This window comes from Streptomyces sp. NPDC059785 (assembly GCF_042732375.1).
Taxonomy (GTDB): domain Bacteria; phylum Actinomycetota; class Actinomycetes; order Streptomycetales; family Streptomycetaceae; genus Streptomyces.
In genome coordinates this window covers 3,580-17,247 of sequence record NZ_JBHWHV010000107.1, presented here as the reverse complement: position 1 = coordinate 17,247, position 13,668 = coordinate 3,580, and the positions used below count along the sequence as shown (strand labels likewise).

Here is a 13,668-nt window from a genome sequence, read left to right as displayed (position 1 = left end):
CACCCGGACCGGGTGCGCCCCAACGGCGTCTTCGAGCGGAGAACAGGATCAGGGCGGCGGCTGCGTCACCAGGCGGTGCGGGCCTTGTCCTCCGAGGGCAGCAGGATCCACAGCGCGATGTACAGCAGGAACTGCGGGCCGGGGAGCAGGCAGGAGAGCAGGAAGATCACCCGCATCGTGGTCGCGGAGGTGCCGAAGCGCCGTGCCAGCGCTGCGCACACTCCGCCGATCATGCGGCCGTGGGTCGGGCGGGCAAGGGCGCTCATCATGGGCTCCTTCGTGAACCGTGGTCCGGGGCGGCCTCTCGTGGCGGCCCCGCTGACTTCAAAGCTACGGTCACGAAGCGGGAGGAACGTCGCCCCAAGGTGCGATCCCGACCCTGGGAATCGTCGGGGTCCGACCCTGAGCCGTGTCCTCCCCGCGCAGGTCCGTCCGGCGCCGCGACTCCCACCTGCGGCGTAGCCCGGCCCGCGCGGCGGGCACGATCGCGAGGTGCGCCAGGGCCACGCCCGCGGTGTTCAGCAGCAGCGAGTCGACGTCCACGACCTGCCCCGGCACACCGGTCTGGAGCAGTTCGATGCCGAGCGAGATCAGGGCGCCCGCGGCGACGGTACGGACCGCGGACCACAGCGGGGAGACGACCAGCCGGCCGCCCGCCATCGGCAGCAGCACCCCCAGCGGGGCGAGCAGGGCGAGCCCCTCGGCGAAACAGCGCGCCGCCTGCCGGGGGCCCATCGCCAGATCGGCCCGGATGCCGGCGAACGGCCGCAGATTGGGTGCGCTCACCCAGGGCACGTCCAGCGGCCGCAGCGTGATCCAGGCGACGAGCGCGAGATGTGCGACGAGGAGGACGCCCCCTGCCACACGGATGCGGATCACGGCGCTCCCGCCGTTCGAGCCTTGACGCTGCACGACCCCCTAGACGCGAGGTCCGGCGGAAACGGTTCCGGGTGGGGCAAGCGTCACACCCGGCCCGCGGACGTTCCGTCCCCGGCGTGCGGCCCCCGGGGCGCGGAAGGAGCTGGCCAGGGGCGCGCGGGCGCGAGCGGCCCGCGCTCACCCGCCCGCCAGCCCGCGCACCGAACCGGCCCGCACACCGACCGGACCGTCCCGCATACCGGCCGGTCCGCTCTGGCTCCGCCTACCGGTCAGTCCGTCCCGACCGCCGAGGAGGGCGGCGGCTCCGTGCCCGGACGGGAACGCACCTCCGCGGTGCACTCGTAACGGTGCAGCGGCTGGGGCGAGGGACCGCCCAGGATGACCGAGCCGTCGTCGGCGGCGGTCGCCTCGGAGTCGGCGAAGGTGCAGATGATCTGCGCGAGGGCGTACGAGGTGAGGTCCTCGGGCCGGGTGCTCAGCCGGAAGGTGTTCTCCGGGTCCTTGGCCTGCGGCCCGGAGACCCGCATGCCCTCGTGCACGTCCGTCGTGTAGCCCGCCTGGGTCTCCTGCGCCGAGGGCCGCTCGGCCAGCTCGTCCAGCAGGCCCTGCGCGACCAGCACCCGGCGCTGCGCCTCCGCCGTACCGTCGGGGATCCGCACCGAGCGGTCCACCGTGACCAGCTGTGAGGCGCACAGCAGGAAGACCTGCACCGGGACGCCGGGCGTCGACTGCGTGGTCACCTCGGGGCCCGACAGGGCGCACGGCACCCGCGAGGGCGCGGGCCCGAAGTCCGTGGGGACCTGCGTCGAACGGATCCCGCACCCGGTGGCCAGCAGGGCCAGCGAGGCCAGCAGGGGGAGCGCCGCCCAGGGACGCGCGCCCCTCACTCGTCGGCTCATTCCGCCTTCCCCTCCGTGCCGTTCGCGTCCCGCTCCGCGTCGTCGCCGGGCTCCTCGTCGGGCTCGGCGGCGCCCTGGGGCAGCCGCAGCGTGAAGACCGCGCCGCCCTTCGGCGAGTTCGCCGCGGTGATCTCGCCGCCGTGGATGTGCGCGTTCTCCAGGGCGATGGACAGGCCGAGACCGCTGCCCTCGGAGCGGGGGCGGGACGCGCTCGCCTTGTAGAAGCGGTCGAAGACGTGCGGAAGGACGTCCTCGGGGATGCCGGGGCCGTTGTCCTTCACCTCGATCACCAGGTCCTCGTCCTCCATGCGGACGCCGACGTGGACCGGGGAGCCGCCGTGCTTGAGGGCGTTGCCGATCAGGTTCGCCAGGATGACGTCGAGGCGGCGCGGGTCGAGCCGGGCGGTGATGCCGCGCTCGGCGTCCAGCTCCACCGCGTCCAGCCAGGCGCGGGCGTCCATGCACGCCGTGATCTGGTCGGCGATGTCCACGTCGTCCTGGACAAGGCGGGCCGTGCCCGCGTCGAACCGGGTGACCTCCATCAGGTTCTCGACGAGGTCGTTGAGCCTGCGGGTCTCGCTGACCACCAGGCGCACGGCCGGTTCGATCATCGGGTCCACGCTGCCCGTCTCCGCGTCCAGCTCCTCTTCCAGGACCTCGGTCACGGCGGTGATCGCGGTGAGCGGCGTACGCAGCTCGTGCGACATGTCGGCGACGAAGCGGCGCGACGCCTCGTCACGGGCGCTCATGTCCGCGACGCGTTTCTCCAGCGACTCGGCGGTGCGGTTGAACGTCCGTGACAGATCGGCGAGCTCGTCCGTGCCCGAGACCCGCAGCCGGGTGTCGAGCTTGCCCTCGCCGAGGCGGCGGGCCGCGATGCCGAGCCGGTGCACCGGCTTGAGGACCGTGGTCGCCGCGGCCTGCGCGAGCAGCGCCGAACCGATCAGCGCGAGACCGGTGGCGATCCCCAGCGACCAGGCCAGCGAGTTGAGGTCCTTGGCCTCCGGCTCCAGGGACTTCAGCATGTAGCCCGTCGGACCGCCGCCGATCACCTTCGTGCCGGCCACCAGGTACGGCTCGTCGTCCTCCACGATCCGCTGCCAGTACAGGTGGTACGCGGACTTGTTGCCCGAGGACCCCGAGGACACGGGCTGCTCCTTGTTCACCGCCTTGCGCAGCGACGCCGGTACGTCCTCCAGGGTGAAGGAGTCCAGGTCCGAGTTGCCGGTGACGGTGGAGCCGTCCTCGCCCGTGGAGACCAGCAGCACGCTGAAGCGCTGGCTGCTGTTGGCCATCTGCCCGGCGGTGTGCTGGAGTTCGTCCTGCGTGGCGTGCACGGGCAGCGCGCTCGCCCGGTTCTGCATCTCCTGCTGGAAGTCGCGCAGCACCGCGTCCTGCGTACGCGTCAGCACCGCCTCGCGGTTGAGCCAGTACGCGATGCCCGACGCGGACACCGCGGCCGTGAGGGCCACCAGGCCGAACACCACGACCAGACGCAGCCGCAGGCTGGTGAAGCGCAGACCCGCCGATATCGCCTTGCGCGCCGCGGTCCACCCGCGGAGCCCGTCCTGCGCTTCGGTCACTGAGGGTTGTCCAGCCGGTAGCCGACGCCGCGCACGGTACGGATCAGGGTGGGCGAGGACGGCACGTCCTCCACCTTCGCGCGCAGCCGCTGCACGCACGCGTCGACCAGGCGCGAGTCGCCCAGGTAGTCGTGCTCCCAGACCAGGCGCAGCAACTGCTGGCGGGAGAGCGCCTGGCCGGGCCTGCGGCTCAGTTCGAGCAGCAGCCGCAGCTCGGTCGGGGTGAGCTGGAGATCCTCGCCGTTCTTGGTGACCGTCATCGCCGCCCGGTCGATGACCAGGGAGCCGAACGTCGCCGAGTCGTTGGCCTCGCGCTCCCCGCGCCGCAGCACGGCCCGGATCCGGGCGTCGAGGACCCGCCCCTGCACGGGTTTGACCACGTAGTCGTCGGCGCCGGACTCCAGACCCACCACCACGTCGATGTCATCGCTGCGCGCGGTCAGCAGGATGATCGGCAGCTGGTCCGTGCGCCGGATGCGCCGGCACACCTCGAACCCGTCGATGCCGGGCAGCATGACGTCCAGGACGATCAGGTCCGGACGTTGCTCGCGCAGCAGTTTCAGGCCGTCCTCGCCGGTGGCAGCGGTGGCCACACGGTGTCCCTGGCGCGTCAGAGAGAGCTCCAGGGCCGTACGGATGGCGTCGTCGTCCTCGATCAGCAACAGGGAAGGCACGGACGTCATTCTGGCCCATCGAACGGTGGTGTTTCGACCGTTGGAGCGCTCCCACCCATCTCCCGCACACATAGCAGGGCGCGTGGGGTCATCTGCGTAGTCGTACGGTTCTTCTCTGTGAGCAGGGTGTGGCGCGCCTGGGGGCGGGCCCTGTGACAGGTCTGTGACAGTCGGGGGACACGGCCATGAAGTGGCCCCGGCAAGCTTTTCGACACAGCAGGACACGCAAGGAAACCGGACTCCACGACGGGGGGCGCAAGATGAACACGCTGCACAGCACCAGCGCGAGCGCAGTGATCACGCGTCTCCACGACGTGCACCGGGCCAATGAGAAGTCCGGTGCCGTGAGCGGGCGGGGGTGCGCTCGCGGCACCGGGCGTCAGCACACCGCGTACATGACGGTGGTTGACGCGTTCACGGGGGGAAGCACCAACGGGGGAGCTCACGGGGGAGCCGCGTACGGGGAGGACACGGGGGAGCGTCGCTCGGTGTCGGAGGCTGCGAATGCCGAAGCGGCGTTCACCGCCTACGTCCAGGAGCGCCGCGCCTCCCTGTACGCAACCGCCTACCACCTGACCGGGGACCGCTTCGAGGCCGAGGACCTGTTGCAGAGCGCGCTGTTCTCGACCTACCGGGCGTGGGACCGGATCAGTGACAAGGCCGCGGTCGGGGGCTACCTCCGCCGCACCATGACGAATCTGCACATCAGCGCGTGGCGCCGCCGCAAGCTGAACGAATACCCGACCGAGGAACTGCCGGAGACCGCCGGTGACACGGACGCGATGCGCGGCACCGAGCTGCGCGCCGTGCTGTGGCAGGCGCTCGCCCGGCTGCCCGAACTCCAGCGGACGATGCTGGTCCTGCGCTACTACGAGGGCCGCACCGACCCGGAGATCGCGGAGATCCTCGACATCAGTGTCGGCACGGTGAAGTCGAGCATCTGGCGGTCGCTCCGCCGGCTGCGCGAGGACGAGGTCCTCAGCTTCGGCCGTGACGAGGAGGAGTCCTTCGGGGAGCTTGTCGCCTGAAGGCACTGGGGGGGGAGCGGTATCCGGGGGGAACCGCTGGTAAGAGGGGGATCACGGGGGAAAACGGGGGTTCACGGGGGAACCCACGGGGGAGCAACGCAGAGCGGGACTGGTGGACCGGGGGGTCCGTCCGGTCCCGCTTTCGCGTGTCCCGGGGCGCTCAGGCCGCGGTCGCCGCCTCGGGGCGGGGGCCCGCCGCCGCGTCCGCCAGCCGGTCCAGCGCCTCGTCCTTGTCGCAGGCGTGGGTGCCGAGGGCGGTCTGCCGGGCCACGATCGAGCGTTCGGCGCGCATCAGGCGCCAGCCGCGGCGCAGCAGGAAGGCGACCGACTTGCGGCCCTCCTTCAGGTCCCGCAGGAAGCGGCGCCGGAACGTGGTGACCGAACCCCGGGTCAGACAGAGGGCGTCGGCGAGCACGCCGAGCTCCCGGCAGCGTACGACCAGTTCGGCGGCGAAGACGCCCTCCGCGATGTACAGCGGGGCGCCGTCGGTGCGCAGCGACTCCTCGCCGGTGCGGGCGCTGAGCGAGAGGTCGTAGACGGGGACGGTGGTACGGCCCGTACGGCACAGCTCGGTGATGGCCGTGACCGCGGCGTCCGCGTCCCAGGACAGCGGATGGTCCCAGTCGATGTCGGAACCCCCCTCCACCAGGGGCAGGGTCGGGTCCGTGCCCTCCTTGTAGAAGTCGTCGAGCCGCAGCACGGGCAGGCCGGAGCGGGCGGCGAGGAGGGACTTCCCGGAGCCGGAGGGGCCACAGAGCAGTACGACCCGGGCGGGTATGGGTGGATGGGGACTCACGAGAGTCCAGTGTGAGGCATGGCCCGGCCGCCGCCGACCCCGCGGGTCGGCGTGGAGCGCACATCACATCTCATCGACTACCCTTCGTGTCGATCCGATCACTCCCCGCGGCAGAAGGTGGCACCAGTCATGGCCCGACACGCACCATCGAAGAACCCGGCCGCCCGGCGCGCGCTGGCGGTACTGGCCACGGCGGGCGCGGTCCTCGGGGCGGGTGCCGGGCAGGCCGCCGCGGACGCCACGCCGCTCGGCGGCCTGCCGAACACCCGCACCGGTTCGCTCGGCAAGATCGACCCCGAGGCGGGGCTGCGGGCGGCGGTCGGGACGGTGCGCTACGGGACCGGGCCGGTCACGGGGCTGAAGCCCAATCCGCTGGTGGGCACCGGCGTCGACCCGTTCGACAACGCCGTCAACACGCAGCTCGCCGACTTCGCGCCCATGTCGACCAAGGCGGTGACGGCCCCGCTGGCCCAGGCGCCCTCGGTGGGCGACATCCCGGTGGTGGGTCAGGCGGCACGGTCGCTGGGCTGAGTACGGGATACGCGTACGAAGGAGAGCCGCGCCTTCCCCGGGCGGAGGGGAGGCGCGGCTCTCTCGTGCGCGGGGCCGCCGGGGCGGCCCCGGCTCAGTACGACGAACCGGCGGCGCCGAGGGCGCCCGTCGGGTGCCAGACCGTCTTCGTCTCCAGGAACGCCGTCATGCGGTCGATGCCGGGGGCCGCGGACCAGTCGGCCGTCCCGGCTTTGTCCACAGGCTGTGGACGCAGGACGCGCTTGAGGTTGTCGGCCGCGGCGATCTCCAGCTCCCTGGCCAGGGCGGTGTCGGCGCCGACCAGGTCGATCGCGTTGACGTCCTGGTGCGCGGCCAGCGGGGCCGCGATCTCCGCCGTACGGCCGGAGAGGACGTTGACCACGCCGCCGGGGACGTCGGAGGTGGCCAGCACCTCGCCGAGGGACAGGGCGGGCAGCGGGGAGCGCTCGCTCGCGATCACGACCGCCGTGTTGCCCGTAGCGATCACCGGGGCGATCACCGAGACCAGGCCCAGGAACGACGACTCCTGCGGGGCCAGTACGGCCACCACGCCCGTCGGCTCGGGGGAGGAGAGGTTGAAGAACGGGCCCGCGACCGGGTTGCCGCCGCCGACCACCTGGGCGATCTTGTCGGTCCAGCCCGCGTACCAGACCCAGCGGTCGACGGCCGCGTCGACCTGTTCGGCCGCCTTCGACTTCGACAGGCCCTCCGCGTCGGCCACCTCGTGGGCGAACTGCGCCCTGCGGCCCTCCAGCATCTCCGCCACCCGGTACAGGACCTGACCGCGGTTGTACGCCGTCGCGCCGGACCAGCCGCCGAACGCCTTGCGCGCGGCGACCACCGCGTCACGGGCGTCCTTGCGGGAGGACAGGGGCGCGTTCGCCAGCCAGTTCTTCTTCGGGTCCGTCACCTCGTACACCCGGCCGCTCTCGGAACGCGGGAACTTCCCGCCGACGTACAGCTTGTAGGTCTTGAAGACAGCAAGTCGCTCAGACATCCAGGTACGCCTCCAGGCCGTGGCGGCCGCCCTCGCGGCCGAAGCCCGACTCCTTGTAGCCGCCGAACGGCGAGGTGGGGTCGAACTTGTTGAACGTGTTGGACCAGATCACGCCCGCGCGCAGCTTGTTGGCGACCGCCAGGATGCGCGAGCCCTTCTCCGTCCAGATGCCGGCGGAGAGGCCGTACTGCGTGTTGTTCGCCTTGGCGACCGCCTCGTCCGGGGTGCGGAAGGTCAGCACGGACAGCACCGGGCCGAAGATCTCGTCGCGGGCGATGGTGTGGGCCTGGGTGACGCCCGTGAAGAGGGTCGGGGCGAACCAGTAGCCGGAGCCGGGCAGTTCGCAGGCCGGGGACCAGCGCTCGGCGCCCTCGGCCTCGCCCTGGTCGGCGAGCGCGGTGATCCGGGCCAGCTGCTCGGCGGAGTTGATCGCGCCGATGTCCGTGTTCTTGTCCAGCGGGTCGCCCAGCCGGAGGGTGGACAGGCGGCGCTTGAGGGAGTCGAGCAGCTCGTCGTGGACCGACTCCTGTACGAGGAGGCGGGAGCCCGCGCAGCAGACCTGGCCCTGGTTGAAGAAGATGCCGGTGACGATGCCCTCGACGGCCTGGTCGATCGGGGCGTCGTCGAAGACGATGTTCGCGCCCTTGCCGCCCAGCTCCAGGGTGAGCTTCTTGCGGGTGCCCGCGACCGTGCGGGCGATCTCCTTGCCGACGGCCGTGGAGCCGGTGAAGGCGACCTTGTTCACGTCGGGGTGCGCGACCAGCGCGGCGCCGGTGTCGCCGTGGCCGGGCAGGATGTTGACGACGCCCTTGGGCAGGCCCGCCTGGCGGCAGATGTCCGCGAAGAAGAGGGCGGACAGGGGGGTCGTCTCGGCGGGCTTCAGGACGACCGTGTTGCCGGTCGCGAGGGCCGGGGCGATCTTCCAGGCCAGCATCAGGAGCGGGAAGTTCCAGGGGATGACCTGGCCCGCCACGCCGAGGGGACGCGGGCTCGCGCCACTGTGCCCGTCTGTCGTCCTCCGGCCGAACCCGGCGTGCTCCAGCTTGTCGGCCCAGCCCGCGTAGTAGAAGAAGTGCGCGGCGACCAGCGGGAGGTCCGCGTCGCGGGTCTCCTTGATCGGCTTGCCGTTGTCCAGCGTCTCCAGGACGGCCAGCTCGCGGCTGCGCTCCTGGATGATCCGGGCGATGCGGAACAGGTACTTGGCGCGCTCGGAGCCGGGCAGCGCCGACCACTTCTCGAACGCCTTGCGGGCCGCCTGCACGGCGCGGTCGACGTCCGCCTCGCCCGCCTGCGCGACCTCGGCCAGGACCTCCTCGGTGGCCGGGGCGACCGTCTTGAACACCTTGCCGTCGGCCGCGTCGGTGAACTCGCCGTCGATGAACAGGCCGTAGGAGGCGGCGATGTCGACGACCGAGCGGGACTCGGGGGCCGGTGCGTACTCGAAGGGGGATGCGGGTGCCATGGTGATCAGTCCACCGTCACGTAGTCGGGACCGGAGTAGCGGCCGGTGGCCAGCTTCTGACGCTGCATCAGCAGATCGTTCAGGAGTGAGGAGGCGCCGAAGCGGAACCAGTGGTTGTCCAGCCAGTCGGCGCCCGCCGTCTCGTTGACCAGCACCAGGAACTTGATCGCGTCCTTGCTGGTACGGATCCCGCCGGCCGGCTTCACCCCGACCTGGACGCCGGTCTGCGCCCGGAAATCGCGCACGGCCTCCAGCATCAGCAGAGTATTCGCGGGCGTCGCGTTCACCGCCACCTTGCCCGTCGAGGTCTTGATGAAGTCGGCGCCGCCCAGCATGCCGAGCCAGGAGGCGCGGCGGATGTTGTCGTACGTCGACAGCTCGCCGGTCTCGAAGATGACCTTCAGCCGGGCGGCGCCCGAGGCCTCCTTCACGGCGGTGATCTCCTCGTACACCTTCAGATAGCGGCCCGCGAGGAAGGCGCCGCGGTCGATGACCATGTCGATCTCGTCGGCGCCCGCCGCGACCGCGTCGCGCACGTCGGCCAGCTTCACGTCGAGCGCGGCGCGCCCGGCCGGGAAGGCGGTGGCCACGGAGGCGACCTTCACGCCGGAACCGGCGACGGCCTCCTTGGCGGTGGCGACCATGTCGGGGTACACGCAGACCGCGGCCGTGGCGGGGGTCTGCCGGTCGGTCGGGTCCGGGTGGACCGCCTTCGCGCCGAGCGCCCGGACCTTGCCCGGGGTGTCCGCGCCTTCCAGCGTCGTCAGGTCGACCATCGAGATCGCGAGGTCGATGGCGTACGCCTTGGCCGTGGTCTTGATGGATCGGGTGCCGAGCGAGGCGGCGCGCGCCTCCAGGCCGACCGCGTCGACGCCCGGCAGCCCATGGAGGAAGCGCCGCAGCGTGCTGTCGGACGCGGTGACGTCCGTAAGTGCGTGTGCAGTGGTGGGCATGGTCACGAGGGGAGCATATCTACGCGCGTAGCGGCTGTACAGCCCTCCGGATCCGACCCCCGTGCGACCCCTGGACGCGGGACGCGATGTGAGCCGGGCCGCCGCGTACCGGCCCGCGTACCGGCCCGCGCGGCCCCGTCGGGCAGAATCGGGGCCATGACGACCCCGGACCACCAGTCTTCCGCACCGGACGCCCCGTCCCCCGAGTCCAAGGGCCGGGTCTACCGGTCGAACGGCGCCATCGCGGGCGGTGTGCTGCTGCTCGCCATCGCGGGCTGGCTCGGTATCGACGCGCTGGTCGTGGGCGAAGGACGCACGCCGTGGCTGGCGCTGGCCTCGCTGATCCTCTGCGTCCCGCTGGTGGCCGCCTTCACCCTGCGCCCCGCCGTCTTCGCGGACGAGGACCGGCTGCGCGTACGCAACCCGTTCCGCGTGGTCGTGCTCCCCTGGAGCGCCGTCGGCTCCCTGCGCTCCGGCTACTCCAACGAGGTCGTCGCCGCCTCCGGCACCAAGTACCAGCTCTGGGCCGTGCCCGTCTCGCTGCGCGCCCGCAAGCGGGCGGCCCGGCGGCAGGCCCGCGGCGCCGCCGCGGACTCCAGCGGCGCCACGACCGCGATCGCGACCGAGCCCGTCCGCGCGCACGCCGACCAGATCATGGACCACCTGCGGGAACTCGCCGAGCGCCGGGGGAACGCGGAGGGCGCGCAGGGCGAGGTCACCGTGCGGTGGGCCTACGAGGTGATCGCACCGGCGGTCGCCGGCGCGGTGCTGCTGGCGATCCTGCTGGCGGTGGGCTGAGCGAGGGCCCGGTTCGGACCGGGCCCCGCCGTGGGTGCGCCCGGACCGGCGCCGTGGGCTCTCAGATGCCTGCCGCGGCCGACAGGTCCTGCTTGATCCGCGACAGCAGGCCGGCCGCCTCGGTGCGGGCCCGGTCGAGACCGGCGTGCGTGGCGACGGGGACCACGACCTCCAGGTAGCACTTCAGCTTCGGCTCGGTGCCGCTGGGGCGGACGATCACGCGGGCGCCGTCGAGGGTGTAGCGCAGACCGTCGGTGGGCGGGAGCGTGTCCGTGCCGCGCGTCAGGTCCTCGGCGGCGGTGATCGCACGGCCCGCGAGCCGCGTCGGCGGCTGCTCGCGCAGGCGCCGCATGGCGTCGGTGATCAGCGAGAGGTCGTCCACCCGGACCGAGAGCTGGTCGGTGGCGTGCAGCCCGTACGCCACCGCGATGTCGTCGAGGAGGTCGAGGAGCGTACGGCCCTGTTCCTTGAGCTCCGAGGCGAGCTCCGTGACGAGCAGCGCGGCGGTGATGCCGTCCTTGTCGCGCACGCCCTCGGGGTCGACGCAGTAGCCGAGCGCCTCCTCGTAGCCGTACCGCAGGCCGTCGACGCGGGCGATCCACTTGAACCCGGTGAGGGTCTCCTCGTAGGGCAGGCCCGCCTTCTGGGCGATCCGGCCGAGCAGCGAGGACGACACGATGGACTCGGCGAAGGTGCCGTGGACGCCCCGGCGCACCAGGTGCTCGGCGAGCAGCGCGCCGACCTCGTCGCCGCGGAGCATGCGCCAGTCGCCGCCGTCCGCGACGGCCACCGCGCACCGGTCGGCGTCGGGGTCGTTCGCGATGATCAGGTCGGGCCGGGTCTCCCGGGCCTGCGCGAAGGCCAGGTCCATCGCGCCCGGCTCCTCCGGATTGGGGAACGCGACCGTGGGGAAGTCCGGGTCCGGCTCCGCCTGCTCGGCGACGAGGACGGGCTCGGGGAACCCGGCCCGCGCGAAGGCGGCGAGCAGGGTCTCCTTGCCGACGCCGTGCATGGGCGTGTAGACGGTACGGGCGGTGCGCGGGGAACCGGGGCGGAAGATCGCGTCCGTACGGGCGAGGTAGGCGTCGAGGACGTCCTCGCCCAGGATCTCCCAGCCGCTGTCCGGGCGGGGTACGTCGGCCAGGGCGGCGACCGCGTCGATCTCGGCGGCGATCTCCGCGTCCGCGGGCGGGACGATCTGCGAGCCGTCGCCCAGGTAGACCTTGTAGCCGTTGTCGCGGGGCGGGTTGTGGCTGGCGGTGACCTCCACGCCCGCGACCGCGCCGAGGTGCCGGATGGCGAAGGCGAGCACCGGGGTGGGCAGCGGGCGCGGCAGCACGGCGGCCCGGAGTCCGGCGCCGGTCAGCACGGCCGCGGTGTCGCGGGCGAAGTCGGCGGACTTGTGGCGGGCGTCGTAGCCGATGACGACGAGGCCGCCCGCCTCGCCCTTGCCCTTCAGGTACGCGGCGAGGCCCGCGGCGGCGCGGATGACCACGGAACGGTTCATCCGCATCGGGCCCGCGCCGAGCTCGCCGCGCAGTCCCGCGGTGCCGAACTGGAGGGTGCCGCCGAAGCGCGCGGCGAGCTCCGTGACGTCCTCGGCGTCGATGAGCTTGGCGAGTTCCTCACGGGTTTCCGCGTCGGGGTCCTCGGCCAGCCACGCCTCGGCCCGTGCGATGAGTTCGTCCTGCACGTCGGGTTCAACCTCTTCCATCGTCGTACGTTGCCGTGTACCCCGTCCCGGGGCCGGGGCTCAGAGCCGGTTCAGGACCTTGGTCAGGAGCGCGCCCATGCGGGTGGCGGAGTCGCGGCCGGCCTGGAGCACCTCCTCGTGGTTCAGCGGCTCGCCCGTCATGCCGGCGGCGAGGTTGGTCACCAGCGAGATGCCGAGGATCTCCGCGCCGGCCTCGCGGGCGGCGATGGCCTCGAGGACGGTCGACATGCCGACCAGGTCGGCGCCGATCGTGCGGGCCATCCGGATCTCGGCGGGCGTCTCGTAGTGCGGGCCGGTGAACTGCGCGTAGACGCCCTCCTCGAGGCTGGCGTCGATCTCCTTGCACAGGGCGCGCAGGCGCGGCGAGTACAGGTCCGTCAGGTCCACGAAGTTGGCGCCCACGATCGGCGAGGTGGCCGTCAGGTTGATGTGGTCGCTGATCAGGACCGGCTGTCCGGGACGCATGCCTTCGCGCAGACCGCCGCAGCCGTTGGTCAGCACGATGGTCTTGCAGCCGGCGGCGACGGCGGTACGGACGCCGTGCGCGACGGCGGCGACGCCGCGGCCCTCGTAGTAATGGGTGCGGCCCAGGAAGACCAGCGCGCGCTTGTCCCCGATCCGGTACGAGCGGATCTTGCCGCCGTGGCCCTCGACGGCCGGCGGCGGGAAGCCGGGCAGCTCGGTGACCAGGAGCTCGGCCTCGGGGGTGCCGAGGGCGTCCACGGCCGGCGCCCAGCCGGAGCCCATCACGAGGGCGACGTCGTGGGTCTCGGCGCCCGTCAGCTCACGCAGGCGCGTGGCAGCGGCGTCGGCGGCGGCGTACGGGTCGCCCTGGATGTCGTCCGGAAGAAGAGATGCGTTCACGCGCATGAGGGTAGCCGCTTTGTGCCTACGCGCGTAGATGAGGGAACACCCGCACCAACATCGTTGTCTTGTCGTTTCCGATGAACGGTTCATGGGCGGCCGGTACGGGCGCGACGCGCGGTGGGGCAGCGCCCCGTCAGGGGCGCGGGGAATTGCGCGCTCAGCCGGGACGGACCCGCGGCGGCGGTGCGGTGGGCGGGGTTACGGCGGGTCGGTGCCGTCGGCGGATGAGACGCGGTGGGTCAGCGCCCCGTAGGGGGCGCGGGGAACTGCGCGCTCAGCCAGGACGGACCCGCGGCCGGGGCACGGCGGCCGGAGCCACGGCGGCCGGAGTCACGGCGGCCCGGCGCCGTCGGCGGGATGAGACGCGGTGGGGGCAGCGCCCGGCAAGGGGTGCGGGGAATTGCGCGCTCAGCCGGGACGGACCCGCGGCGGCGGTGCGGTGGGCGGGGTTACGGCGGGTCGGTGCCGTCGGCGGATGAGACGCGGT

14 protein-coding genes are annotated in these 13,668 nt (G+C 72.5%); 3 read left to right on the top strand and 11 right to left on the bottom strand.

What is annotated here, in order from left to right:
- Positions 1 to 65: 65 nt before the first annotated feature.
- The 5 genes from ACFV6E_RS41730 to afsQ1 form a co-directional block, all read right to left on the bottom strand.
- Positions 66 to 266, bottom strand: a complete 201-nt coding sequence (locus tag ACFV6E_RS41730; protein ID WP_385169422.1) for a PspC domain-containing protein — start codon at positions 264 to 266, stop codon at positions 66 to 68.
- Positions 267 to 336: 70 nt separating this feature from the next.
- Entirely contained in the window at positions 337 to 912 is a 576-nt protein-coding gene (locus ACFV6E_RS41725) for a VanZ family protein (protein WP_385169414.1), read from the bottom strand.
- A 236-nt stretch (positions 913 to 1,148) separates the two neighbouring features.
- The gene (locus ACFV6E_RS41720) at positions 1,149 to 1,778 is read right to left on the bottom strand and encodes a hypothetical protein (protein ID WP_385169411.1); all 630 of its coding nucleotides are present in this window, start codon (positions 1,776 to 1,778) and stop codon (positions 1,149 to 1,151) included.
- Positions 1,775 to 3,361, bottom strand: a complete 1,587-nt coding sequence (locus tag ACFV6E_RS41715) for an ATP-binding protein (protein WP_385468901.1) — start codon at positions 3,359 to 3,361, stop codon at positions 1,775 to 1,777. The genes ACFV6E_RS41720 and ACFV6E_RS41715 overlap by 4 nt, the downstream gene beginning before the upstream one ends.
- Positions 3,358 to 4,035 carry a two-component system response regulator AfsQ1 gene (gene afsQ1 / locus ACFV6E_RS41710; protein ID WP_099505496.1) on the bottom strand — a complete coding sequence of 226 codons (678 nt, stop codon included), beginning with the start codon at positions 4,033 to 4,035 and terminating at the stop codon, positions 3,358 to 3,360. Before afsQ1 ends, ACFV6E_RS41715 begins: the two co-directional genes overlap by 4 nt.
- Positions 4,036 to 4,295: 260 nt before the next feature.
- Between afsQ1 and ACFV6E_RS41705 the strand changes: the two genes are divergently transcribed.
- Positions 4,296 to 5,063 carry a SigE family RNA polymerase sigma factor gene (locus tag ACFV6E_RS41705; RefSeq protein WP_385169406.1) on the top strand — a complete coding sequence of 256 codons (768 nt, stop codon included), beginning with the start codon at positions 4,296 to 4,298 and terminating at the stop codon, positions 5,061 to 5,063.
- Between the two features lie 160 nt (positions 5,064 to 5,223).
- Here ACFV6E_RS41705 and ACFV6E_RS41700 read toward each other — a convergent pair whose 3' ends face one another.
- Positions 5,224 to 5,859, bottom strand: coding sequence for a uridine kinase (locus ACFV6E_RS41700; RefSeq protein WP_385468898.1), 636 nt, complete (start codon positions 5,857 to 5,859; stop codon positions 5,224 to 5,226).
- Positions 5,860 to 5,988: 129 nt separating this feature from the next.
- Between ACFV6E_RS41700 and ACFV6E_RS41695 the strand changes: the two genes are divergently transcribed.
- Positions 5,989 to 6,390, top strand: coding sequence for a hypothetical protein (locus ACFV6E_RS41695; RefSeq protein WP_385169401.1), 402 nt, complete (start codon positions 5,989 to 5,991; stop codon positions 6,388 to 6,390).
- A 94-nt stretch (positions 6,391 to 6,484) separates the two neighbouring features.
- On the opposite strand, the gene ACFV6E_RS41690 is transcribed toward ACFV6E_RS41695, so the two are convergent.
- From ACFV6E_RS41690 to deoC, 3 genes are read right to left on the bottom strand one after another with little or no spacing between them, the layout of a single operon-like run.
- Positions 6,485 to 7,387, bottom strand: coding sequence for an aldehyde dehydrogenase family protein (locus tag ACFV6E_RS41690; protein WP_385169398.1), 903 nt, complete (start codon positions 7,385 to 7,387; stop codon positions 6,485 to 6,487).
- Positions 7,380 to 8,849 carry an aldehyde dehydrogenase family protein gene (locus ACFV6E_RS41685; protein WP_385468895.1) on the bottom strand — a complete coding sequence of 490 codons (1,470 nt, stop codon included), beginning with the start codon at positions 8,847 to 8,849 and terminating at the stop codon, positions 7,380 to 7,382. Before ACFV6E_RS41685 ends, ACFV6E_RS41690 begins: the two co-directional genes overlap by 8 nt.
- Positions 8,850 to 8,854: 5 nt before the next feature.
- Positions 8,855 to 9,802, bottom strand: coding sequence for a deoxyribose-phosphate aldolase (gene deoC / locus ACFV6E_RS41680; protein ID WP_385169393.1), 948 nt, complete (start codon positions 9,800 to 9,802; stop codon positions 8,855 to 8,857).
- A 156-nt stretch (positions 9,803 to 9,958) separates the two neighbouring features.
- On the opposite strand from deoC, the gene ACFV6E_RS41675 reads away from it, so the two are divergent.
- On the top strand, positions 9,959 to 10,600 hold the full coding sequence (locus tag ACFV6E_RS41675; RefSeq protein ID WP_385169390.1) for a PH domain-containing protein: 642 nt from the start codon (positions 9,959 to 9,961) through the stop codon (positions 10,598 to 10,600).
- Between the two features lie 61 nt (positions 10,601 to 10,661).
- Here the strand turns inward: ACFV6E_RS41675 and ACFV6E_RS41670 are convergent, their stop codons facing one another.
- Together ACFV6E_RS41670 and ACFV6E_RS41665 are read right to left on the bottom strand one after the other, a co-directional pair.
- On the bottom strand, positions 10,662 to 12,293 hold the full coding sequence (locus ACFV6E_RS41670; protein ID WP_385468903.1) for a phospho-sugar mutase: 1,632 nt from the start codon (positions 12,291 to 12,293) through the stop codon (positions 10,662 to 10,664).
- Positions 12,294 to 12,353: 60 nt separating this feature from the next.
- Positions 12,354 to 13,178: a purine-nucleoside phosphorylase gene (locus tag ACFV6E_RS41665; protein ID WP_385169384.1), complete on the bottom strand. Its 825-nt coding sequence runs from the start codon at positions 13,176 to 13,178 to the stop codon at positions 12,354 to 12,356.
- Between the last annotated feature and the right edge of the window lie 490 nt (positions 13,179 to 13,668).